Source organism: Mycobacterium sp. PO1 (genome assembly GCF_017312405.1).
Classification (GTDB): domain Bacteria; phylum Actinomycetota; class Actinomycetes; order Mycobacteriales; family Mycobacteriaceae; genus Mycobacterium.
In genome coordinates, this window is the sequence record NZ_BLTG01000071.1 from 24,744 (window position 1) to 47,976 (window position 23,233).

Genomic DNA, 23,233 nt, shown 5'->3' on the forward strand with positions numbered 1-23,233 from the left:
TTCGAAATCGGCGTCAAAGCTACCGGAGATACGCTTCGCGGTATGGGCATGGCGGTCGCTGTGGTGTTGGCTGCGGGCCTGGGCACCCGCGTGGGCGCCGACGGCAACAAGGCATACCTGCCGCTGGCCGGCCGAAGCATGCTCGCCTGGTCGCTGCTGACCCCTGCCGAGCATCCCGACATCGACCGTACGATCCTGGTCTTCCGGCGCGGCGAACGCGACCTGGCTGCGGCCACCCTGCACCGTGAGCTCCCGAACGCCGCGGTCGAACTGGTCGAAGGGGGCGACACCCGACACGCATCGGAGTACAACGTGCTTGGCCATCTGGCCCCCGACATCGAGGCCGGCACCGTCGACGTCATCGCCATCCACGACGCCGCCCGCCCCCTCGCCGAGCCGGAGATGTACCGCAACGCGGTCGCACTGGCCCGCGCGCACGGCGGCGCAATGCCGGCCCTCCCCCTGCGCCACGTGGCCGGCGTCGCCGAAGCGGCGCTACGACCCACAGTCGGCGGGCTGGTGCGGGTGCAGACTCCGCAGGCCTTCCGGGCGCCGGACTTGTGGCGGGCCTACTGCAGTGCCGAACGCGACGGGTTCACCGGGACCGACACCTCCTCGTGCGTCGAGCACTACACCGATCTCGAGGTGCGGACCTTCCCCGGAAGTGCGACGAACTTGAAGGTCACCTATCTGCGCGACGTGGCGGTGGCCGATCTTCTTCTCAACGCCCGGGTGGGTTCTGGACCGACTGCAGCACCGCGCTGAGATAGTCCGAGTCGCGGGGCAGCTCGACTGTCACCGCGTCGGCATCTCCCTCGACGAGGGTGGGCCGCAGCCCCGCCGACAACGCCAGCGCGAGGTCGTCGAACGTTCCGTCGGAGTCCTCGGCCAGCAGCGTCTTCAGCGTGCGGGCGGCGTATCCGCGCGGGTACTGCACGCTGCGCAGCAATGCGCGGTCGACGGTCGCGGTCACCGTTCCCGCGGCGTCCACCGCCTTGACACTGTCGGTGACCGGCAGCGTCGGCCAGGCCGCGGCCGCGCCGCCTGCCAGCGCTGCGCTGATGCGATCGACCAGTGTCGGCGGCACCACCGGCCATTCGACGTCGTGCAGCAGCACCGGCGCATCGCCGTCGATCTCGGCCAGCGCGGCCGCGACGCACTGCGCCCGCCCCGCGGCCGGTTCGGCGGCCACCAATTTCGGCGAGAAAACTTGCGCGGCAACTGCTTTCCCCGCACGGTCCTGAAGGGCAGAGCGCACCGACGGCATCAGCTCCCAGGCCGTGGCGACCACGACCTCGGCACGCGGACACAGTCCCTCGATGATGCGCGACAACGGTGAGACGCCCACGACGGGCGTGAACATCGCCTCCGGACGCTGGTCGAGGTCCGCGGGCAGGGGCAGGATCGCCGTCACGGTCACGACGCCGAGGGTAGCGCTGCGCGGGTTTACACCGGATCGAAGGAGTCGATCAACCAGGTGCCGTCGATCTTCGTCAGCCCCACCTTCACACTGCTGGCGGCGAACGCCCCGTCGAGATTCTCCTGGCTCGTGGTGGTCTGGTTGATGAACACGAGCACTTCGGCGGAGTCGGGCTGCATGTCGGAGACCGCCGCCCGCACCACCGATGCGGCGGTCTTGACCGATTTTTCCCGCGCTGCCGGCGTGACGATCTGTTCGGTGAACTGCGTGTAATACGACAGGAAGTCGCCGGTGAGCCTGGCTTTGGCGGCAGCGAAATCCTTGTCGAGCGACTCTGGTGAATACGACAGCAGTGCGACAGTTCCGCTGGTCGCCGCGTCCAGCGCGGTCTGCTGCGCGGCAGCGTCGGTCTGCTGATCGGGCCGGTACCGCTCGAGGTACAGCCAGGCGGTCAAACCTGCCGTGACGACCAAGGCGGCCGCGAGCAAGATCGCGGCCGCCTGCGCGCGCAGCGTCGTCCCCACACCCCGCCGTCGTGGCACACCGGCCGTCTCGTCGACCGTTGTGTCGGCGTCGCCGTCGGCCGACGTCGTTTCGACCTCTGCCGGCTCGGCTTCACCGGCATCGACGTTCTCCGCAGAATCGGACGGGTCGGCCTTCGCGTCTTGGTCAGCCGTCGCGTCCTGGTCGGCCGTCGCGTCCTGGTCGGCCGTCGCGTCCTGGTCAACGGTCGCGTCTTGCTCGGCCGTCACGTCCTTCTTGGCCGTCACGTCTTTCTCGGCCGTAGCGTCCTGGTCGACTTTGCGATCCTCGCTCACGGCACGAACTCCACTTTCGACATCTTGAGTTGCTCGCCCTCACGCTGCAGATGCACGCTGAGCCGCCACGTCCGGGGTTCCTGATTGGCACCGCCGGAGTTGGTGACCCGAGACGACGCTGCGACCAGGACGACCGCGGTGTCCTCGGTCATCGATTCCACGCCGGTCGCGTTGACGGAGACCTCGGTGACGACCTTGGAGTCCTGGGCAACCTGAACGAAGTCCTGGGCCTGGGATTCGAAGTCGTCCTTGAACTGGCCGGTCGAGTTGTCGATGATGCGCTGCACATCCTCTTCGGCGTTGTTGAAGTTCAGCGACATCAGCGTCACCACGCTCTGGCGCGCCGCGGCACTGTATTCGGCGTCGAGCTGGCGCAGCCGCTCGGCTTCGCGGTGCTCCCAGATCATGTATCCGCTCAGGGCCAGCAGCGCGGCGGTCACCAGGATCACCAACGCGGCGACGATGCCCCGCCAGGTCGGTCGCGGAAGCCGCAGGCGTCGTCGACGTCGCGCAGGCGTGGCCTCATCCTCGACATCAACACCGCCGTCGCGGGCGGCATCGAGGTCGCCACCAACGGCCTCGACGGTATCGCCGGAGTCAGCGACCTCGGTTGCGCCGTCGGCGTCAGCGACCTCGGTTGCGCCGTCGGCGTCAGCGACCTCGGTTGCGCCTTCGGAGGACGCAGCCTCTGTGGCGCCGTCGGCGTCAGCCACCTCTGTGGCGCCGTCGGCGTCAGCCACCTCTGTGGCGCCGTTGATGGTCGCCCCCTGCGTGGCGCCCTCGGAGAGCCCATTCGCCGGCGAAGCCTGGACCGTTTCCTCGGCCTCTCGGCGCAGACGAAGTGCACGCGCCCGAGCGCGCGCGGCTGCTGCAATCGCTTCCGCTTCGGCGGCCTCGGCCTCGGCCTCCTCGGCGAGCGCGCGAGCGCGGTCGGCATCCCCACCACTGCCGGGGGCCGGTGCTGTCTCGTCGATCCGCTCGGTCTCGATCACCGACGCACGTCGCCTGAAAGGCGCCACGGTCGACCTCCTTCTCTACCCGTCCCCCTGTTTGCGCAAATTCAGAGAACGCCATTCTTCGAAACTGCGCATCGAGGCGAGACTACCCCGTGTCGCTGACCGACCGGCAAAGACCGCTGGCTGCGGAAATGACGGTTACCGCGTGGGCGCCCGCTCAGCGCTGAAGACCCTTGAGTGTGTCCTTCATGACCTTGCCGGTGGCGTTCAATGGCAACTCGTCGAGGAACTCTACATATCGCGGCACCTTGAAACCGGCCATTCGGGAGCGACTCCACGCGATCATCTCCTCTGCACTTGGGGGCGGGCTGTCGTCGGCGGTCTTGGTGACCAGAAACGCCTTGCCCACCTGGCCCAGCCGGTCGTCGGGAACTCCGATGACCGCGGCCTGCGAGATCGCCGGGTGCTCCAGCAGAAAACCCTCGATCTCGGCCGGGTAGGCATTGAAACCGCCGACGATGAACATGTCCTTCTTGCGACCGACGATGCGCAGCCTGCCCGCCTCGTCGAGCGTCCCGAGGTCACCGGTGTGCAACCACCCGTCCGAATCGATGGTTTGCGCGGTGGCTTCCGGGTCGTCGAGGTAACCCTGCATGACGGTGTAGCCGCGTACCAGCACTTCACCGTCGTCGGCGATGCACACCTCGACGCCGTCACACGCCACGCCGGCGGTCGTGGCAATGTCCTCGAAGGAATCCCCCGGCCGCGACAACGTCACGGTTCCGGCCTCGGTCAATCCGTAGCCGGTCGCCAACGTCTGGAAGGGCAGCTCCTCGTGCACCCGGCGCACCAGCTCGACCGGTATGTCGGCGGCGCCGGTGACGCCGGCACGAAGACTGGCCAGTTTCGACTTGTCCGCGACCGCGAGCAGTGAGTGGTAGAGGGTCGGGGGGCCTGGGAGCATGGTGATCTTCTCGGTGGCGATGAGGTCGACGACCCTGCCGACGTCGAACACCGGCACGGGAAGCATCGTGGCACCGCGGATGAACGACGCGATCAGACCCGCCTTGTAACCGAAGGTGTGGAAGTAGGGGTTCACCATCAGGTAGCGATCTCCCTCGCGCAGGTCGGCGAGTTCGCACCACTCCTCGTACAGCCTCAGGTTCTGGCTGTGGTTCATCATCACGCCCTTGGGCCTTCCGGTCGTCCCGGAAGTGAAGATGATGTCGGAGATGTCGGTGGACTCCACGGGCCGGCTGAACGACTTCCCGCTGCCGAGGAAATCGGATTTCAGATCGATGACGGGGACACCGCTCGGGGCGACGTATTCGGCGCCCAAGAATCCCTGCTGGACCAACACGGCCTTGGCGCCGCTGCGGGTGATGATGTCTGCGGCTTCCTCGGTCTTGAAGCGGGTGTTGACCGGTACCAGCACTCCGCCTGCAGTGAGCAGTCCGAACGACGCGATGATCCACTCGACGGAGTTGGGCGCCCACACCGCCGCCCGATCCCCTTTGGCGATGCCGAAGTCGGCGAAAGCTCCTGCAGCGACACAGATCTGCTCGAACAGCTCCGCGAAGGACAGGCGCAGCGGACCGTCGACGACCGCTTCCGCGTCGCCGAATCGGTCCGCCGCGCCGGCGACCAACTCAGGGAGGGTCTGGTACCTCACACCGTGACGAGGCGACCCAGGTTGCCGCCCATGATCTTGGCCTGATCGTCGACCGACAGGTGCTCGAGAGCCGTGACGTAGTGCGTCGGTTCGGCCAGGCCCTCCGGGTGCGGCCAGTCCGACCCGTAGAGCACCTGATCCACGCCGACCAGGTTGATCAGGTCGTCGATTCCCTCCTCGTAGAACGGGCTGATGTAAATGCGGTTCTTGATCTCTTCCATCGGATTTCCCGGGAAGGCTTCCGGCGCTTTCTTGTAGACCTCGGCCATCGAATCCAGCAGCGGGAACATCCATTTCGACCCCGCCTCGACGATGCCCACCTTGAGTTTGGGATGCCGGAACAGTGCGCCGTGGATCACCCAGGACGCGACTGCGTCCTGGATCGGGCGCCACTCGTTGAGGATGTTCATCGCGTTGGTCTGGAACGGCAGCATCTCCTGCGCGACGCCGTCCCACTCGGAGGTGTAGCGCGCATAGCCGCTGTCGGAGGAGTGCATGCCGATGAAGACGTCGTACTCGACGCACTTCTCCCAGAACGGATCGAATTCCGGCAGCGCGAACGACCGCGGCCCACGGAACCCGGGAACCGGCGCGGGACGGATCAGGATCGCGCGGGCACCGCGCTTGACAGCCCAGTCCAGCTCCTCGATGGCCTTCTCGACGATGGGCAGCGTGATGACCGGCGTGGTGAAGATGCGGTTCTGGTAGTTGAACCCCCACACCTCGTCGAGCCACTGGTTCAGCGAGTGGATGATGACGTGGATGGCGACCGGGTCGTCGCGCAGCCGCTCCTCGATGAGACTGGCCAGCGTCGGGAACATCAGCGAGCGGTCGACACCGAGCTCGTCCATCAGCTTCAGCCGCGGTTCGGGCTCGAAGAAGGCGGGGATGGACCGCATCGGCTCGCCGAACAGTTCGCGCTTGCTCTTGCCGTCAGGGTTGCCGAACTTGAAGTACTCCTCCCATGCGCCGGGCTTGGCGACGTGAGAGAACGTCGGATTCGGGATGTAGTTGCTGATCTGGCCCTTGATCGCGATCTTGGTGCGGCCGTTGACCTCGACGTACTGGACGACGTCCTTGTACTCCTTGGGCAGGTACTTGGTCATCGCCTCGGGTGGCTCGTACAGGTGGTTGTCCGCGTCGAACAGCGGGAACGGGATGTCGACCCGATGTGACAGTTGCCCCATGAAAAACTCCTTTTCCTCTTTGGAGAATCATATTCTCACGTTGGGTGTGGTGGCAATAACGCCCCCGCTGTCGACAAGTGCCTCGCGCACGAGTTGACGAACGCGGAACTTCTGCACCTTGCCGCTGGCGGTGCGGGGGAAGTCGTCGGCTTCGAGCAACTGCTCCGGCCAGGCCTGCCGGGCCACACCCTCGGCGTCGAAGTGCGCACGAACCTGCTCGAGGGTCGGCATGACCGCGCCGTCCCGGATGCGCAGAACCGCGGCGGCATGCTCGCCCAGGCGCGCGTCGGGGGCGGCGACGACAACCGCCTCGGCCACCGCAGGCATCGACAGCAGCACTTCCTCGACTTCCAGGGCACTGATGTTCTCGCCGCCGCGGATGATGACGTCGGCCTTGCGGTCGGTGATCGTCAGGTATCCGTCTTCGTCGAGCACCCCGATGTCGCCCGTGCGGTACCAGCCGTCCTCGTCGAACGACTGCGCGGTCAGTTCGTCGTCGGTGTATCCCAGGCACAGATCCGGACCGCGGCTGAAGATCTCGCCGTCGGGCCCGAGCCTGATCTCCACCCCCGGCCGTGCGTCACCATCGGTGAACAGGCGTTTGTGCTCGGGCGCCGTCGGCCCCGAGCCGGTGATCGACGGGTGCTCGGTGCTGCCGTAGGCGCGGAACACGAACATCCCCAGGTCGTTGAGGCGCTGCGTCACCGCCGCGGGAACCGACGAGCCGCCCAGCCCCACAGTGGTGAAGTGCTTCAAATGCTCGGGGCGGCAATCGGGATGGTCGAGCAGGCTGGTGACGAAGAAGGGTGGGCCGCCACCGATGGACAGGCCGTCCCGCTCGATGAGCTCGAGAACCCTGCCCGGATCCCAGACGTCGCACAGGTCGACGGGCGCGCCCTCCAGGACCGGGATCAGCAGCGCACCGATCATGCCGATGAAGTGCCCGACCGGCGTGGCGGTCAGCTGCCGGCCCCGGCCGGGGGGATAGTTCGCCAGCAGCTGTCGCGTTTCGCAGCTCAACGTCTGGTGACTGTGGATCACGCCCTTGGGATCGCGCGTGGTGCCGGACGTGAAGGCGATGAGCGCCGGCGCCGCGGGGTCCGTCGCCATCGTGCCGCCCATCGGTTCGTCGGCGAGCAGGTCGTCGAAGGGGTGCTCGTGGCGGCCGAATTCGCCAGCGGCCCCGACCAGGCCGACGAGGGGCACGTCGGCGCACAGGTCCGGCTGATAGCGCATGCGCCCGAACTCCGCGGTGGTGATGAATACGCGCGGTGCGGCGGTAGCGAGGATGTGGCTCAGTTCCTTGCGCCCGTAGAAGTGCACGATCGGCACGATCACGGCACCGAGCAGGGCTGAGGCCCAGAAGGTGAGCGCGGCCTCGCGCCAGTTGGGCAGCTGCAGTGCGACGACGTCACCGTGGCCGATCCCGCGAGCCCGCAACCCGGCGGCCAGCCGTCGCGCGTCGCGCTCCATGTCGGCGAACGTCCCGGAATACGGCCGGACCGCCGAATGCACGCAGAAGCTGGTCTGCGGATTTCCGCGCAACCCGTCGGCCACGAGATCACCGAGGGTCTCCCGCGTCCACCAGCCCTCGCGCTCGTACCGCTCGACCAACTCGGGAGGGATAATCCGCATGCTGGGGTGGGCCGCCTTCCGACCGGAGGAGATGCCACCGCGATGCTATTCTCCGCCAGCGAGAATGCCAATACCGAAGAGGGAGAATGAGTGATGGTCGACCTGGAATACGACGAGGGTTTGGCCATCATCACCATCGACCGGCCGCACGCCCGCAACGCGATCTCACTGGAGACGATGGGCCAACTCGAGAAGGCCCTCGACGGTGCCGAGGGAGCGGCGGGGCTGGTGCTCACCGGTGCCGGCGACCGTGCCTTCGTCTCGGGCGGGGACCTCAAGGAACTCAGCGCGCTGCGCACCGTCGAGCAGGCCTCGGCGATGTCGTTTCGCATGCGAGCGATCTGCGATCGCATCGCCGGTTTCCCGGCGCCCGTGATCGCCGCGCTGAACGGCCATGCCCTGGGCGGGGGCGCCGAATTCGCGGTGGCCGCCGACATCCGCCTGGCCGCCGACGACATCAAGATCGGCTTCAATCAGGTCGCGCTGGCGATCATGCCGGCGTGGGGCGGTGCCGAACGACTGGTCGAACTGGTGGGCTACAGCAAGGCGCTGCTGCTTGCCGGCACCGGACGGATCCTGGCCGCGACCGAGGCCGAACGCATCGGGCTGGTCGACCAGGTCATCCCCCGCGCGTCCTTTGACCAGCAGTGGCGGCTCATCGCCCGAACCCTCGCGAGCCCGCAGGCCGGACAGGTCAAGCGCGTGATGCGTGGGGTACCCACCACCGAGGCGGTCACGGCATTCGCGGAGCTCTGGGTTTCCGACGAGCACTGGGCCGCAGCGGAGAAGGTGATGAACAAGGGCAAGTAGCCCGCGACCGCTGCGAGGCGGCGAGGCACCGCAAGGTGCGACGCGGCCTGCGACGCTGAGGCGGCGAGGCGGCGAGGCGGCGAGGCGGCGACGCTGCGACGCTGCGACGCTGCGACGCTGCGAGCGTACGGTTTCTGACGAAAATCCGGCCATACGCCTCAGAAACCGTACGCTCGGCGCGATCTCTGGGCATTCGGCCGAGCCCACATCGCCCTTGTTCTCTCTAGACGAGAACGTCATTTCCGATTATCGTCAACCGCGTGTCGACATCGCAGCGGGCCCTCGCGCCCGAGATCTCCACCTGGCCGGATGACGAACCACAGCTCCTCGGCAGCCGCTGTGGCACCTGCGGCGCCACCACCTTCCCGGTTCAGCGGCACTGCCCCAAGTGCAGCGGCGCCGACATGTCGGAGGTGCGGTTGCCGCGGCGCGGCACCCTGGTTGCCTGGACCACGCAGGGATTTCCACCCGGGCCTCCCTACAAAGGCCCGACCGGCAAGGACTTCGTGCCGTTCGGAGTGGGCCTGGTCCAACTCGACGACGTCATCCGTGTCGAGGGCCGACTCACCGAAAGCGACCCCGCCAAGCTGGAATTCGGCCAGGAGGTGGAGCTGACGATGGTGCCGTTCGCGACCGACGAGGACGGCACCGAGGTCATGACGTTCGCCTTCCAGCCCGCCTAGAGAGGACAACCTCATGACCAACGATGTCGCCATCATCGGTGTAGGTCTGCACCCCTTCGGCCGCTTCGACAAGACCGCGATGGAGATGGGCGCCGAAGCCATCCATGCGGCCCTCGCCGACGCCGGCGTCGAATGGAAGGACATCCAGTTCGGTTTCGGCGGCAGCTACGAGGTGTCCAATCCCGACGCGGTGACCCGACTGGTGGGCCTCACCGGCATCACGTTCACCAACGTGTTCAACGCGTGTGCCACCGCGGCCTCGGCAATCCAGCAGACCGCTGACACCATCCGCCTGGGCAAGTACGACGTCGGCATCGCCATCGGCCTGGACAAGCACCCGCGCGGCGCGTTCACCGACGATCCCGCCAAGCTCGCCCTGCCACAGTGGTACGCCGAGAACGGCCAGTTCGTGACCACGAAGTTCTTCGGCATGAAGGCCAACCACTACCTGCACAAGCACGGCATCTCGGAAGAGACACTGGCGCGGGTGGCCAACAAGAACTTCCGCAACGGAGCGTTGAACCCGAACGCGTTCCGCCGCAAGGAGATCTCGATCGACGAGATCATGGCGTCGCCGGTGTTGAACTACCCGCTGCGCCAATACATGTTCTGCGCACCCGATGAGGGCGCCGCTGCGGTGATCATGTGCCGCGGCGACATTGCCCACAAGTTCACCGACAAACCGATCTTCGTGCGGGCCAGCGAAATTCGTACGCGAACCCACGGCGCCTACGAGGTCCATGCCACGTCGGCCCCGTTGGACGAGGACGCCTCGCCGACGGTGTATGCAGCCCGGGCCGCCTACGAGTCCGCCGGAATCGGCCCCGAGGACGTCGACGTCGCCCAGCTCCAGGACACCGACGCGGGCGCCGAGGTGATCCACATGGCCGAGACAGGCCTGTGCGCCGACGGTGAACAGGAGAAACTGCTGGCCGATGGTGCGACCGAGATTCACGGCACCATCCCGGTCAATACGGACGGCGGTCTGATCGCCAACGGTGAGCCGATCGGCGCCTCGGGGCTACGGCAGGTGCACGAACTGGTCCGCCAGCTGCGCGGCGAGGCGGGTGACCGTCAGGTTCCGGGCTCGCCGCGGGTGGGGCTGGCCCAGGTGTACGGCGCGCCGGGCACCGCTTCGGCGACGATCCTGTCGCTGTAGCGGGAGTCAGCGATGCTCGGCGGTGGGGCTCACCTGTCCGGCCACCGCGGGCATCGGCTCGCCCTCGAGTCGCCGTATCCAACGCTCGCAGAACGCAAAGGTCTCCGCGTGCCCGGTGTCGATGCCAAGGGCTCGTTCCATCACCAGCGCCTGCGACACGCTCGTGGCGAACACCGTCCACACGACCGGCGGCACGTCGGCGGTGCTGTGGCCGTAGCGCTGCAACGCCTCGGTGATCGCGCGGTTCTGCTCCTGCCGGAACCGTTCGGCGTAGTAGACGATCTCGGCCCGAAGTGCTTTGCGGTGGTTCGCCAGCCCCATGAACTCCATCGTCAGCCGGGTGGCCTCCGGCGCGGTGCTGAATCGCCACAGCGCCCACAGCGGCTGCGGCGACTGCAGAGCAGTCGTCAACACCGCCAGACCCTCCTCGGCGCGGCGATGGAAGACCGCCAGGAAAAGATCCTCCATGGTGCGAAAGTAGTAATGCACCAACTGCGGTTTCAGGCCCGCACGGTCGGCGACGCGGCGCGACGTCACCGCCGCGTAGCCCTCTTCGAGCAGCAGCTGCTCGGCGGCATCGAGAAGCACGACGCGGTTCTTCGCGTCCGGGGCTCCGATTCGCCTCGGCGATGCCATCCGTCCCCCCGTTCGTGTGCAGCGATCTTCGTCGCGTCGTCCTTGACCCTAACTCTTACCCCATGCTAAGCAAGTGCTCAGCATTTTGAACGCGCTCGTCTCGAGCAGACGAGCCGCCGGCCCCGGGAGGCACAGCACATGACCGACTTCGACACGATCGACTACTTCACCGATCCGTCTCTCGTGCCCGACCCTCACCCGTACTTCGATCATCTGCGCAGCAAGTGTCCAGTGGTCCAGGAGCCGCACTACGGCGTCCTCGCGGTGACCGGTTACGAGGAAGCCGCGACGGTCCTCAAGGACAGCGACACGTTCTCGTCGTGCATCGCCGTGGCCGGCCCGTTCCCCCCGCTGCCGTTCACCCCCGAGGGTGACGACATCACCGACCAGATCACCGCACACCGGCCGCAGATGCCGATGTTCGAGCACATGGTGACCATGGACCCTCCCGACCACACCAACGCGCGCTCGTTGCTGAACCGACTGCTGACGCCCAGCCGGCTCAAGGAGAACGAGGACTTCATGTGGCGGCTCGCCGACGAGGTCCTCGATGACTTCATCGAGGCCGGCCGCTGCGAGTTCCTCACCGCGTACGCAAAACCGTTCTCCCTCCTGGTGATTGCGGACCTGCTGGGTGTGCCCGAATCGGATCATGACGAGTTCCGCACCGTGCTGGGCGCACCCCGGCCCGGCGCCAACGTCGGCTCGCTCGACCACAGCGACCTGGTGGGCGCGAACCCGCTGGAGTGGTTGGACGAGAAGTTCATCGGGTACCTGGAAGAGCGTCGCGAGAATCCGCGCGACGACGTGCTCACCGCGCTGGCGACTGCGAAGTACCCGGACGGTTCGACGCCGCCGGTGATCGAGGTGGTCCGTTCGGCGACGTTCCTGTTCGCCGCGGGCCAGGAGACCACCACCAAGCTGCTGTCCGCATCGCTGCGCGTCCTCGGCGATCACCCGGACATCCAGCAGAGGCTGCGCGCCGATCGCAGCCGGATCCCGATCTTCGTCGAGGAGGCGCTGCGGATGGACGCCCCGGTGAAAAGCCAGTTCCGGCTTGCCAAGAAGCCGACCAGGGTCGGTGACATCGACGTGCCCGCGGGAACGACGATGATGGTGTGCCCGGGTGCGGTCAATCGCGATCCGCACCGCTTCGAGCACCCGCACGAGTTCGACTTGGACCGCAAGAATGTCCGCGAGCACATCGCTTTCGGCCGCGGCGTGCACTCCTGCCCGGGCGGGCCACTGGCGCGCGTGGAGGGACGAGTGTCCATCGAGCGGATCCTGGACCGGATGGGCAACATCGAGATCGACGCCGACAAGCACGGGGCCCCGGGGCAGCGCAGTTACACCTACGAGCCGACGTTCATCCTGCGTGGCCTGACCGAGCTCAACATCACCTTCGACCCCGTGCGGTGACGGTGCGAGGGAAACGGTGACAGGCTCAAGAGCGACGTTCTAATATTTGACAATGCTCCTCTGCAGGTGGATTCCGCGTGTCTGCGTGGCGGGACTGTTCACAGCGACCGCGGTACTCGCCGTCGCGCCGGCGCAGGCCCAACCGGTCATGCACCAAATCCGCTACACCGTCGGAGCGAGCCAGGACATCGCCAACGCCGAGATCTACTATCGCGATGTCGATCCGCCCAACTGGGCGGACTACAGCCACAATCCGTACCTCTACACCCCCAACGCGGAAGCCAATCTCGGGCCCGGGCAGCCATGGGTGCTGGAGGCGACTCTGGCCAACCCCGACGACTGGGCGATGGTGGTGGTCGGTCTCCCCGGTCCCACCACAGCTCCGTTACAGGAGCCGGGTTTCGTGTGTGAACTGCGCGTTGACGACGTCGTGGTCGCGACGGACTCCGGCACCAAGGGCGCGCTCTGCTCCATCCGGCCCTGGTGACCCGGGGCTGAGTACTGCAGCGGCATCACCACCGCGGCCGCATCCGTAGCGCGGCCGCATCTTCACTGCGGCGGGGGGTTCCCGCCGCCGGCCGACTGGTCGCCGCGCGCCCAGAAGGACCGGCCGTCCTTGGCGATGCATGTCAGGAACAGTCCGTCGGGCGCCTGGGCGACCTCACCTTCCAGCGCAGGGCACAGATCGCCCTCGTTCTTGACGCCGTGCATCTCCGGTGAGCGGAACCAGCGCGGCTCATACCGTCGGGGCGAGCCGCAGAACACCAACCGGCCCCAATCGGTCACCCCGAACACGTAGTAGGTGGTGTTGCTGCAGTACGACCCCAGAACCACATTTGGCTGGATGCCCGGCACGCAGTTCGGATAGTTGCATTCCGCCCCCGGCGGCGAAGGTGGCGGCTGCGCGGCAGCGGGCGGCCCGCCAATCAGCCAGCTGAATGCCGACAAAGCAGCCGTCACTGCAACGAGAAAGCGCACCCGGCCATTTTTCCATGTGCGGGAACGAAATTCTCCCTTTTGGAGAGGGCAGGTCTGACCACGATTAGGCTGAAAGAATGCGTGCATCAGGTGTACTCGTTGGCATCGCGGCGACAGCGACGATGGTAGTGGCCAGTGTGAATCTGGGCCCCTCGGCCTACGCCGACGATTTCGGCACCGACATCAGCGGAACATGGCGGGTGTTCTCCGATGGCGAGTGGGCCCGGACCAATGACGTCCTCATCGACCAGCAGTCCGTCCATGAGACGTGGACCGTGAACACCACCTGTGTGAGCCCGATCGAGTGCTACGGCGAAGTGACGAGCAGCCTCGGTTGGACCGGCTCGGCGTACCTCAGGGACACCTGGATCATCGAGCATGAGGTGCCCAACTGGATGCCCTGTCCCGACGGTACGTTCGCCACCGGCCACCAGAAGTTTTGGGTGTGGGGTGTCGACCCGTCTACCGAGGAACGCGTCAGCAAGAACATCACGACGCTCGTGGGCCGTAACGTGACCAGGAGCAACAGCGGCGCCTGCGGCGTCAACCTGCCCAAGATCATCGAAATGCCGGTTCGGATCGAGAAGAACAGCTGACACACAACAGATCTGCCGCTCAGCGTCAGGTCGGCATCAGGTCAGTCCAGGATTTCGGCCCATCCCCACCCACACTGGTCAACTGCTGCAGCTGACCGTCCGGGCTGAGGAAACGACCTGTCTGTGGATCGTACGGCGCAGAGGCCACTGACGGACCAGCCTCCGCGCCACCGCCGAAGGCACTGGGTGCGGCGGGAACAGCTTGATCCGGATTGAGCGGCCCCTGCCCCGGCGGAAGGGGTGCCGGCGGCGGTGGCGGTCCGACCGGCGCCGGCGCCGGTGGCGCGCCCTCGGTGGCGAGTTCTGGCGCCAGCGGCGTCGGGGCGAGTTCCGGCGACAGCGGTGGCGTGCCGGCAGGCACTGCCCCCGGCGGCAGTGGGGTGCCTTCCACCGGTGCGTAGATCCGTTCCTCGAAGTCGACACGATCATCGAGTGGGACACCCTGCGCAACGAGGTTGGGGTCGAACGGATATGCGCCGAGAACGTGCTGTCGCATCGCGAGTGGCACGAATCCCCTCGGGTCGTTGCACAGTTCTACCGTCGGTGCCCGCTTACCGGGGTGACCCATGCAAGGGTAGTTTCGCGCGCCGCGGACGTTCATCGGCGAATCCTGGGGAAGCTTGCAGTACAAGCCGTCTGGAGTATCGAGTGTGGTGGTGTCTTCAGGCGAGCGCCACTGCGACGGCGGCAGGAACCCGACCGTACAGGGATTGGGGTCGCTGATGGTGAGCGCGAAGTCGCCCGACGGCAGGCCGGTGGGGTTGTTCCTGGGCAGGCCGAATGACTGCTGGGCGGCGATGATGCTCGGGAACAGCACGAGCAACTGTTCTATCGAGGGGTTGTACGTCACGAGGATCTGGCCGACGGTGGTGAGGTTGGCCAACAGGACGGGCAACGTCGGCTTCACCCCGTCCAGAAGCCCGCTGACCTCCTGCGCGAAACCCGGACCCTGCTGCAGAATCGCGCGCACCTCGGGGTCGTTCTGGACGACCTGCGCCGAGATGCCGTTGAGGCTGCGCGCCCACGTCCGGATCGCGTCAGCTGTCTCGGCTTGAGACTCCAGCAACGGACCGCTGTCCTCGACCAGCGCGCGCGTCTCTCCCGATACCCCGCTCACGTCCTCAGTCACCGTCGATGCCGAGTCGAGCAACGAGGCGAAGTCAGGTCCGGCTCCGTTGAACGCGAGGAACGTCTCATCGAGCAGATCCTGGATCCGGTCCTTGGGCAGACTATCCACCAACGCGCTCAGCTGGTCCAGCATCGGACCAACCTGCTGGGGAATCGTCGTGTCAGAACGGGCAATTCGTGCACCGTTCTCCAGATAGGGACCTGAATCGGTGCGCGGCCGCAGGTCGACGTACTGCTCACCGACGGCAGACACACTGCGCACCTCGGCAACGAGATCCGCCGGCACCTTCGGTGAGGTGTCCAACGACAGCGTCGCCTCCGCGCCGTCCTCGGTCAGGCGCACCTCCCGCACCTTGCCGATCTGCACCCCGCGGTAGGTGACATTCGCGAATTGGTAGAGCCCACCGGTTGCGGGGAGCTCCATCGTGACGGTCAAGCGGCCGATACCGAGCAGTGTGGGCAGCTGGATGTAGGCGAACACCATGACAGCGACCCCGACGATCGAGGCGATGGTGAACAGCACCAGCTGCGTTCGAACAAAGCGGGTGAGCATCAGCCACCACCTCCCGGGACCGGCGGCATCTCCCCGGGCGGCGAGGCCGCTGCCGGTTCGGGTACTTGCTCGCCGTACGGGCCGGCGAATATCTGCGACGACGTGATCGGCTCCGACTGAGGCAGCCACGGCGCTGTCGGGGGTGGAGGCAGCACCGGCAGGACAGGGCCGGCCGCCGGTGGCATCCCGCTCGTGCCGGTCGCCAGGTCCGCAGGCGGCACCGCGTCCGGCGGTGGCGGTGCGACACCGAGACCCATCGGGTTGTAGGTGTAGTTGAGATAGTACGGATCGCCGGGTGCGGGAATGAGTTTGGCGTTCTCATCACCCCACCGAGTACCCAGTAGCAGCGTCTTCTTCAAGCGCGGATAGGTCAGATCGAACGTGGCGAACAGGTTGATGTAGTCACCCCGGGTGATGATGTCGGCGAAGGTGGGTCCGTACGGGAATGCGGAGGCCCACAACACCGCGAGATTCAGATCGGGACCGACGTCGGCCAGTGCGCCCAGGATCGGCCCCAAGTTCTCCAGATTCTGAACCAAATCGTCACCCGCGTCATTGACCAGTCCGCTGGCGGTGTCACTGAACTGGCCCAGCTTCTCCAATGCCGTGGTGAAGCGGGGACGCTCGGCAATCAGGACATCGATGGCGGGTGGAATGTCGCGGAGCGCTTCGTCGATGGTCTGTTGCTGGCCGGCGAACTCGCCGGCGACACGTCGCAACTGCTGGATCGAGCCGACGATGTTGTCGCGTTGCTGGTCCAGCACACCCACGAAATCGTCGAGACGAGTCAGCAACTCGCGAATCTCATCCTCACGGCCCGACAAGCCGGTGTTCATGTTGTGGATGATGTCGCCGAGCTGGCCGAGTCCCCCGCCGTTGACCACGGCCGACAGCGACGACAGCGTCTGTTCGGTGGTCGGATAGGTCGACGACGCATTGAGCGGCAAGGTAGCTCCTGGCGTCAGCCTGCCGGCCGGCTCTTCACCGAGCGGAGGGTCGAGAGCCAGGTGCATCGAACCCAGCAGACTGGTCTGTCCCACGGTCGCTACCGCGTTGGCCGGAACCACAACATCGGGTTGGACCGAGATCTCGACATCGGCGTGCCAGTCTTGCACCCTCATCTCTCCGACACTGCCGACGATGACATCGTCGATCATCACCGGCGAGTTCGATTCCAATGTGGCCACATTGGGGATCTCGACACGATAAGTCACTGCCTCCGGCCCGCGACCCACCGCACCCGGCAGCGGCAACGAGTTGACCCCTTGGAAGGAGCAACCCGTCAGTGACACCGCCGCACCGAACACGAGAACGGCCATTCGCTTCGTTGCACAAGTCATGACGGCGGCATCCCTTCTGCCGGCAGCAGCGGGCCGGGCGCCGGGGCCTGCGGTGCCGGCGTGGGCGGCAGCAGCAGACCGTCAACAGTCTGCGGCTGAGCCGGGATGTTGGAGATGATATTGGGCGGCGCCGGTATCGGCGCTCCCGGGAACAGCGCCGGTGAAGGAATCGCAGGAGCATCGTCATCCGGCGCGTACAGACCCTGTGGGCCTGGCGGCGCGTTCCACCCTGGCGGTGGCGGCACGTCGCCCGCACCGAGATAGGCCGAGACATCCGGAAGCGGCTCGGGCGGATCACCCGGACCGGCACCGCCGGGCGCCAACTTCGGATCGGTGTAGATGAGCCGTTCCGGGCTGGTAGCCGGCCGCAGGTAGGCGTTGATCGGAAAGGGCAGGTTGCCGAAGTTCAACAGACGCAGCGCAGGGCCGAGATAGTTGGCGCACAGTTTCGCGGTCTCCGGCGCCGTCGTGTTCGCCACCCCGCCGATCAGTCCGCAGAAGAACCACACCGGGTTCGAGAAGTTGCTCAGCGAGAACGCGCCCGTGACGGCCCCCCCGTTCGGGTACCAGATGTTGTTGAAGTTGCCGATGGCGTTGGGAACGATGTGTAGGACGTTTTCGAAATCCAGCCTCTGGTCGACCAGGATCTGGGTGACCTCCTTGAGGCTGCGAACCTGCTCGGTGGTCTGTTCCGTGCTCCCGGCAACGAAACGCTGGACCTCACCGATCGCGACCGACAGGTCCGACAGCGCCGCGTCCAGATCGGACCTGCTGTCGTTGACCACGCTGGTGAGGCTGGCCAGGCGATTCTGGAATTGGACGATCTGCAGTTTGCTGTCTCGCAGCGCCCCGACGAAGATCTGCAGATTCTTGATGATGTCGACGATGTTGCCGCTGCCCTCAGCGAATATCCGTGCGGCTCCGGATAACTGGGCCAGCGTCTCACGCAGCTTCACGCCGTTGTCGTCCATGGCGTTGGCGGCGCTGTCGACGAACCGGGAGATCGAGGTGCCCGATCCTACGGTCTGCGGGCCGAGGTCGGTGGCCAGGCGCATGAGCTGCGTCTTGACCTCGTCCCACTCGACTGGAACAGCGGTGCGGTCACTGGGGATCACCGCGCCGTCGGCCATGGTCGGACCGCCGCCAGATCGATAGGCCGGGGTCAGCTGCACGTAACGGGCAGCGACCAGATTCTGGGCGACGATCACCGCTTTCGCGTCCGCCGGAACCGGGAGATCGCTGTCGATCTCCAACGTCATCTTCGTTTCGGTACCGGCGGGTTCGATGTCGCTGATCGTGCCGACCTTGACCCCGGACACCCGAACCTCGTCGCCGGGGTAGATCGCGGTCGCAGTCGGGAAGTAAGCGACGATTGTCTTCGGGCCGAAGAACACCTGCCGGACAAGAAAAGCCGCGCCGGCCACGAGGATCAGGGCCAGCATGATCGCCGTGCCGGCCACCAGCCGCTTACGGGTTGCCGTCATTGGGCAGGTCTCCTGGCTGAGGAATACTGTTGACGGGGAAGGGAAGTTCCGCACGCGGCCCCGCGTTGTCCGGCGGCTGACCGGCCTCGACGCCCCGCCGGAAACCGAACGCGTAATCGAGGAACGGTTGCAGCAGCTGGGCCGGCTGAATATTGGGGACCAGCGCGTTGTAATAGGCACCGTTGGAGACGATCTCGCCCTGTGTCAGGTAATACTTCGCCGCACCCGGCAACATCTTCTGCAGATTCTCTCGATTCTTCTCGAGCATTCGCGTGACGTTGTTGAGCCGTTCCAACGCCGGCGCCAGTTCCTGTTCGTTGTCGGCCACCAGCCCGGTCAACTGTTGAGACACCGCTGAAATGCTCGACAGCAGACTGGTGATCGCGTACCGGCGGTCGTTGAGGACTGCGACGAGGTCGTTGGCGTTCAGAATCAACGTGTTGACCTGGCGGCTGCGTTCGGAGAACACGCCGGTCACCTCACCGGCTGCCTTCAGCAGTTCGGCCAGGCTCTCGTTGCGGTTGTTCAGTGCCGTGGACACCCGGGAAAGCCCGTCGAACGTGGGTCCGAGCTGCGGCGCCACCTGGTCGAGTGTCTGCGCGAGCGTGTCCAATGACTGGTTGAGAGATTCGGTGTCGGTGGCCGCGGTGTTGGCCGTGAGGTCTCCAACCGCGTCGGTCAGAGAGTACGGGGAGGTCGTCGGCGTCGTCGGAATCGCCGTTTGCGGATCGAGGACACCGCTTCCCTCCGACTCGAGCGCCAGAACCCGTTCGCCCAGCAACGTTCCGGTCTTGATGTGCGCGGTGGTGTCCGAACCCAAGGCATATTGGCCGGCAACGGTGAACCCGACCAGGGCGTCGCCGTTGTCGAGACCGATCGAGGACACCGACCCGACCTTGATCCCGGATACGGTCACATCATTGCCGACCGCCAGCCCCCCGGCCTCGGTGAACAGTGCTTGGTAGCGAATGGAGGAAGCCCACTGCAGCAATCGCTCGGGCTGCAGCCCGACGGCGATCACCAGAACGATGGTGACCACGCCGATGAAGCCGGCTCTGGCGAGTTGGGCGCCGCGATACTTCAACATCTAGTTGTCAGCGCACCTTCCGGTCTCTTGCTTGATCCAGGGGAACACCACCGTGCGGCCCTCCAGGTCACTAGCGCGGAAGGTGATGCCGCAGATGTAATAGGGGAACCACGCGCCGTACGAGCCGACCCGCGCGAGCTTGCGGTAGGTCTCGGGCAGCCGCTGGAGGGTGGCATCGAGCCGTGCGAGGTCGTTGTCCACCAGCGGGGCCAACCTGTTCAATTCGTCGACGGTGTTGGCCAGCGGCGCTCGGCCGCGCGCCAGCAGGTCGGCCAATGACGTGGTGCCGTTGTCGAGGGCCTCGATTGCGGTGCCGATGGGATCGCGGTCGGCTGACAACCCGGAGACCAGCTGTTCGAGCTTGTCGATGGCGCCGGAGAACTGCTCGCCGTCGTCGGCGAGGGTGTCCAGCACCGTACGAAGATCGTCGATCAGTTGCTCGATGACCTGGTTGTTGTCGGCCAGAGAGTTCGTGAACGACGAAGTCTTGGAGAACAGCGACTCCAGTGTGCCGCCCTGGCCCTGCAGGATCTGGACCAGCGACGAGGTCAGGGCATTCACGTCCTCGGGATTGAGGCCCTGGATGACCGGTTTGAGGCCGCCGAGAAGCAGGTCCAGATCGAGAGCCGGCGCCGTGCGATCGTCCGGAATGCGGCCGCCGGCCGGCAGGATCTTCGTCGACTCGGGGGTGTCGATCAGCTCCAGGTAGCGGTCACCGACCAAGTTCAGGTACCGGATCGCCGCGTTGGTGCCCTGCGTCAGCGCAACGTCACGGTCGGCGTCGAAGGTGACCAGTACATCGCGGTCCGGGAGCAACTCGACGCCGGTGACGGTGCCGACCCGGATACCGGCGATCCGCACGGTGTCGCCGGTCGTCAATCGCGAGGCGTCGGTGAAGACGGCCGAATACTCGTTGGTCGAGCCGGTTCGGGCGTCGCTGAACACCAGGAACAAAAAGGCAGTCAATACCGTCATCACGACGCCGAAAGCGCCGAACTTGATGAGGGTTCCGGTCGATCGCGTCATCCGGGCATGCCGATCTGTGCGGTGTTACGCGGCGGGCCGTCCAGCGGTCCGAACAACCAGTTCTTGAGGCCCTCGGAATTCAGCAGGATCCCGGCATTGCCGTACTGCGCCGGGTTGGAGCCGATGTCGCCGACGACCATGGGCGGCACGAATTCCGGCGGCAGTTCCGGCAGCCCCAGTTCCTCGCAATAGTCGGCGCCTCCGCTGGAGGCCGCCACCTTGGGCAGGTCGCCCGGGTAGCGGTAACGCTCGACTCCGAGCGTCAGGCCAGCCGACACCGAGATTCCCGGGTACTGCGGTTGCGCCTTGGCGAAAGGCACCAGGCCCCCGATTCCGCACCACAGCGACTTCCGGTACTTGTAGAGCAGATCGGTGGTCGGTATCAGGACGTCCAGCACGTCGGTCAAGGCTTGCCGGTTGCCGCCGACCACTTCGTTGCCCAGGTCGGCCAGTCCGATTGCGCTGACCAAAAACTCGTCCAGATTCTGCTGCTCGTCGACGATCGAATTGCTCAGCGTGGTGGTGTTCTCGATGGTCGAGACGAGGTCAGGGCCGGCGTCGGCGTAGGCGGTCAGCGCAGGCACCGCCAGCTCGATGTCGCGGGCGAGGTTGGGCAGGCTCGGTTCCAGTTCGGCCAGCACGGCGTTGAAGTCGGTCAGAGTCTGGCCGAATTGCTCCCCACGCCCGTTGAAGGCTTGGGCGATGGCGCCGAGGGTCTCGTTGAGTTTGGCGGGATCGATCGAGTCGAGAACGTTGACCAATTGCTGGAAGACGGTGTTGATCTCGACAGTGACGTGGTCGCCCTGCAGTACCTGGCCGGCCGAGAGGGTTCCCGACGGATCCGCCGGCGCTGCGAGCTGAACGAACTTGGCGCCGAAGACCGTCGACGAGGCGATGTCGACGTTGACGTTGGACGGAATGAGACGCATCTGCGACGGGTCCATGGCCAGCTTGAGCTCGGCCATGCCGTCGGGTCGGTAGGAGATCGATTCGACGCTGCCCACCTGCACGCCGCGCATCTTGACCTTGGCGTCGGGGTTCATCACCAGCCCGGCCCGCGGGGACAGCACCGTGACGGTGTCGGTCTTGGTGAAACTGCCGTTGAACAACCCGATCGCCACTGCGATGATCGCCACCACCGCCACCACCAGCCCGAGACCGGCCAGGGGCCGCGCGTAATGCGACACCCCGAAATGCCGCCCCGACGACGCCGCCAACGGCGATGCGCTGCTGGTGGTCTCCGACCGATGGGCCGGGCCCGGCCCGACGCTTCTGCTCATCTCGCCTCCCCTAGCCCGACAGGTTGAAGTTGCCGTTGGAGCCGTAGATGGACAGGGAGACCAGCAGGGTGACCGAGACGACGACGACCAGGGAGGTGCGTACGGCGTTGCCGACCGCGGCGCCGACGCCGGAGGGTCCGCCGGAGGCGAAGTAGCCGAAGTAGGTGTGCACCAGCAGGATCGCGATCGCCATCAGGACGGCTTGCAGGAATGACCACAGCAGGTCGATCGGGTTCAAGAAGGTGTCGAAGTAGTGGTCATACAGTCCGCCGGATTGGCCGAAGAGCACCACGGTGGTGAACTGCGAGGCCAGAAACGACAGGATCACCGCGATGGAGTAGAGCGGGGTGATGGCGATCATGCCGGCCACGATGCGGGTGGAGACCAGGTATTCCACCGGGCGGATACCCATCGATTCCAGGGCGTCGATCTCCTCGTTGATGCGCATCGCGCCCAGCTGGGCGGTCACCCCGGCCCCGAACGTGGCCGCCAGCCCGATCCCGGCGACCACCGGCGCGGCGATGCGCACGTTGATGAACGCCGCCAGGAACCCGGTCAGCGCCTCGATCCCGATGTTGCCCAACGAGGAGTAGCCCTGAATGGCCAGGGTGCCGCCGGCGGCCAGGGTCAAAAACCCGACGATGACCACGGTGCCGCCGATCATCGCCAACGTGCCCGCCCCCATCGAGATCTCGGCGATCAACCGCACGATCTCCTTGCGGAAGTGCACCGCCGCGTGCGGCACCCCACCCAGCGCGCGTCCGTAGAACAGGGTGTGATCACCGATGCGCGACAACAACGCCACCGGCCGCCCGGCATAGCCGACCAGCCGCGGGAACCGCGACCGCAACACCGCTGAGGTACCCATGCGCCTCGCCTAGCCTGTCGTCATCCGGATACCGATGGCGGTGACCACCACGTTGATGACGAACAACGCCATGAACGCATACACCACCGTCTCGTTGACCGCGTTACCGACCGCCTTGGCCCCGCCCCCGGTGATCGTCAACCCCCGATAACAGGCCACCAGCCCGGCGATCAACCCGAACAGGGCGGCCTTGACACAGGAGATGATCACCTCGGGCACCCCGGTCAACAACGTGATCCCCGCCGCGAACGCCCCCGGATTGACGTCCTGGACGAAAATCGAGAAGAAGTACCCGCCCAGGATGCCGATGATCACCACCAGACTGTTCAACAGCAACGCCACCAACCCCGCGGCCAGCATCCGCGGCGTCACCAGGCGCTGCACCGGGTTGATGCCCAGCACCTCCATCGCGTCGATCTCCTCACGAATGGTGCGCGACCCCAGATCGGCACACATCGCCGTCGCCCCCGCCCCCGCGACGATCAACACCGTCACCAA

The 23,233-nt window shown here is 66.1% G+C and carries 23 protein-coding genes; 7 read left to right on the forward strand and 16 right to left on the reverse strand.

Annotated features, from left to right (window positions below):
* Positions 1-42 precede the first annotated feature (42 nt).
* Complete coding sequence (locus tag J3476_RS20695; RefSeq protein WP_207068238.1) at positions 43-765, forward strand: 2-C-methyl-D-erythritol 4-phosphate cytidylyltransferase; 723 nt, start codon at positions 43-45, stop codon at positions 763-765.
* Here the strand turns inward: J3476_RS20695 and J3476_RS20700 are convergent.
* The 6 genes from J3476_RS20700 to J3476_RS20725 all read right to left on the reverse strand — a co-directional run bounded on the left by J3476_RS20700 (position 722) and on the right by J3476_RS20725 (position 7,688).
* The gene (locus J3476_RS20700) at positions 722-1,420 is read right to left on the reverse strand and encodes a 2-C-methyl-D-erythritol 4-phosphate cytidylyltransferase (protein WP_207068239.1); all 699 of its coding nucleotides are present in this window, start codon (positions 1,418-1,420) and stop codon (positions 722-724) included. The genes J3476_RS20695 and J3476_RS20700 overlap by 44 nt on opposite strands.
* A 26-nt stretch (positions 1,421-1,446) precedes the next feature.
* On the reverse strand, positions 1,447-2,172 hold the full coding sequence (locus tag J3476_RS20705; RefSeq protein WP_207068260.1) for a hypothetical protein: 726 nt from the start codon (positions 2,170-2,172) through the stop codon (positions 1,447-1,449).
* Between the two features lie 62 nt (positions 2,173-2,234).
* Positions 2,235-3,257, reverse strand: coding sequence for a hypothetical protein (locus J3476_RS20710; RefSeq protein ID WP_207068240.1), 1,023 nt, complete (start codon positions 3,255-3,257; stop codon positions 2,235-2,237).
* A gap of 154 nt (positions 3,258-3,411) precedes the next feature.
* On the reverse strand, positions 3,412-4,866 hold the full coding sequence (locus J3476_RS20715; protein ID WP_207068241.1) for a FadD3 family acyl-CoA ligase: 1,455 nt from the start codon (positions 4,864-4,866) through the stop codon (positions 3,412-3,414).
* Complete coding sequence (locus J3476_RS20720) at positions 4,863-6,053, reverse strand: amidohydrolase family protein (RefSeq protein ID WP_207068242.1); 1,191 nt, start codon at positions 6,051-6,053, stop codon at positions 4,863-4,865. Before J3476_RS20720 ends, J3476_RS20715 begins: the two co-directional genes overlap by 4 nt.
* A gap of 27 nt (positions 6,054-6,080) precedes the next feature.
* A complete protein-coding gene (locus J3476_RS20725; protein WP_207068243.1) occupies positions 6,081-7,688 on the reverse strand; it encodes an AMP-binding protein in 1,608 nt (535 codons plus the stop codon).
* A 93-nt stretch (positions 7,689-7,781) separates the two neighbouring features.
* On the opposite strand from J3476_RS20725, the gene J3476_RS20730 reads away from it, so the two are divergent.
* The 3 genes from J3476_RS20730 to J3476_RS20740 all read left to right on the forward strand — a co-directional run bounded on the left by J3476_RS20730 (position 7,782) and on the right by J3476_RS20740 (position 10,340).
* Entirely contained in the window at positions 7,782-8,498 is a 717-nt protein-coding gene (locus J3476_RS20730) for an enoyl-CoA hydratase/isomerase family protein (RefSeq protein ID WP_207068244.1), read from the forward strand.
* A 248-nt stretch (positions 8,499-8,746) separates the two neighbouring features.
* Positions 8,747-9,181 carry an OB-fold domain-containing protein gene (locus tag J3476_RS20735; RefSeq protein ID WP_207068261.1) on the forward strand — a complete coding sequence of 145 codons (435 nt, stop codon included), beginning with the start codon at positions 8,747-8,749 and terminating at the stop codon, positions 9,179-9,181.
* 13 nt (positions 9,182-9,194) lie between these two features.
* Positions 9,195-10,340, forward strand: a complete 1,146-nt coding sequence (locus J3476_RS20740; protein ID WP_207068245.1) for a thiolase family protein — start codon at positions 9,195-9,197, stop codon at positions 10,338-10,340.
* A gap of 6 nt (positions 10,341-10,346) precedes the next feature.
* Here the strand turns inward: J3476_RS20740 and J3476_RS20745 are convergent, their stop codons facing one another.
* The gene (locus tag J3476_RS20745) at positions 10,347-10,976 is read right to left on the reverse strand and encodes a TetR/AcrR family transcriptional regulator (RefSeq protein ID WP_207068246.1); all 630 of its coding nucleotides are present in this window, start codon (positions 10,974-10,976) and stop codon (positions 10,347-10,349) included.
* A gap of 138 nt (positions 10,977-11,114) precedes the next feature.
* Here J3476_RS20745 and J3476_RS20750 point away from each other — a divergent pair, with 138 nt between their 5' ends.
* Both J3476_RS20750 and J3476_RS20755 read left to right on the forward strand, forming a co-directional pair.
* On the forward strand, positions 11,115-12,395 hold the full coding sequence (locus tag J3476_RS20750; protein ID WP_207068247.1) for a cytochrome P450: 1,281 nt from the start codon (positions 11,115-11,117) through the stop codon (positions 12,393-12,395).
* Between the two features lie 52 nt (positions 12,396-12,447).
* On the forward strand, positions 12,448-12,882 hold the full coding sequence (locus tag J3476_RS20755; RefSeq protein WP_207068248.1) for a hypothetical protein: 435 nt from the start codon (positions 12,448-12,450) through the stop codon (positions 12,880-12,882).
* 62 nt (positions 12,883-12,944) lie between these two features.
* Here the strand turns inward: J3476_RS20755 and J3476_RS20760 are convergent, their stop codons facing one another.
* The gene (locus J3476_RS20760) at positions 12,945-13,373 is read right to left on the reverse strand and encodes a hypothetical protein (protein ID WP_207068249.1); all 429 of its coding nucleotides are present in this window, start codon (positions 13,371-13,373) and stop codon (positions 12,945-12,947) included.
* A 77-nt stretch (positions 13,374-13,450) separates the two neighbouring features.
* On the opposite strand from J3476_RS20760, the gene J3476_RS20765 reads away from it, so the two are divergent.
* The gene (locus J3476_RS20765) at positions 13,451-13,969 is read left to right on the forward strand and encodes a hypothetical protein (protein ID WP_207068250.1); all 519 of its coding nucleotides are present in this window, start codon (positions 13,451-13,453) and stop codon (positions 13,967-13,969) included.
* 25 nt (positions 13,970-13,994) lie between these two features.
* On the opposite strand, the gene J3476_RS20770 is transcribed toward J3476_RS20765, so the two are convergent.
* The 8 genes from J3476_RS20770 to J3476_RS20805 form a co-directional block, all read right to left on the reverse strand.
* A complete protein-coding gene (locus tag J3476_RS20770) occupies positions 13,995-15,650 on the reverse strand; it encodes an MCE family protein (RefSeq protein ID WP_207068251.1) in 1,656 nt (551 codons plus the stop codon).
* Positions 15,650-16,969, reverse strand: a complete 1,320-nt coding sequence (locus J3476_RS20775) for an MCE family protein (protein WP_207068252.1) — start codon at positions 16,967-16,969, stop codon at positions 15,650-15,652. Before J3476_RS20775 ends, J3476_RS20770 begins: the two co-directional genes overlap by 1 nt.
* A 17-nt stretch (positions 16,970-16,986) precedes the next feature.
* Entirely contained in the window at positions 16,987-18,474 is a 1,488-nt protein-coding gene (locus J3476_RS20780) for an MCE family protein (RefSeq protein WP_207068253.1), read from the reverse strand.
* Positions 18,458-19,561 (reverse strand): MCE family protein, encoded by a 1,104-nt coding sequence (locus J3476_RS20785; RefSeq protein ID WP_207068254.1) that lies wholly within the window; start codon positions 19,559-19,561, stop codon positions 18,458-18,460. Before J3476_RS20785 ends, J3476_RS20780 begins: the two co-directional genes overlap by 17 nt.
* On the reverse strand, positions 19,562-20,587 hold the full coding sequence (locus J3476_RS20790) for an MCE family protein (protein ID WP_207068255.1): 1,026 nt from the start codon (positions 20,585-20,587) through the stop codon (positions 19,562-19,564). It abuts the gene before it with no gap.
* A complete protein-coding gene (locus J3476_RS20795) occupies positions 20,584-21,867 on the reverse strand; it encodes an MCE family protein (RefSeq protein WP_207068256.1) in 1,284 nt (427 codons plus the stop codon). The genes J3476_RS20790 and J3476_RS20795 overlap by 4 nt, the downstream gene beginning before the upstream one ends.
* A gap of 10 nt (positions 21,868-21,877) precedes the next feature.
* The gene (locus J3476_RS20800; protein WP_207065081.1) at positions 21,878-22,735 is read right to left on the reverse strand and encodes an ABC transporter permease; all 858 of its coding nucleotides are present in this window, start codon (positions 22,733-22,735) and stop codon (positions 21,878-21,880) included.
* A gap of 9 nt (positions 22,736-22,744) precedes the next feature.
* Positions 22,745-23,233 (reverse strand): ABC transporter permease (locus tag J3476_RS20805; RefSeq protein ID WP_207068257.1); only part of this gene is annotated, 489 nt, incomplete at its 5' end.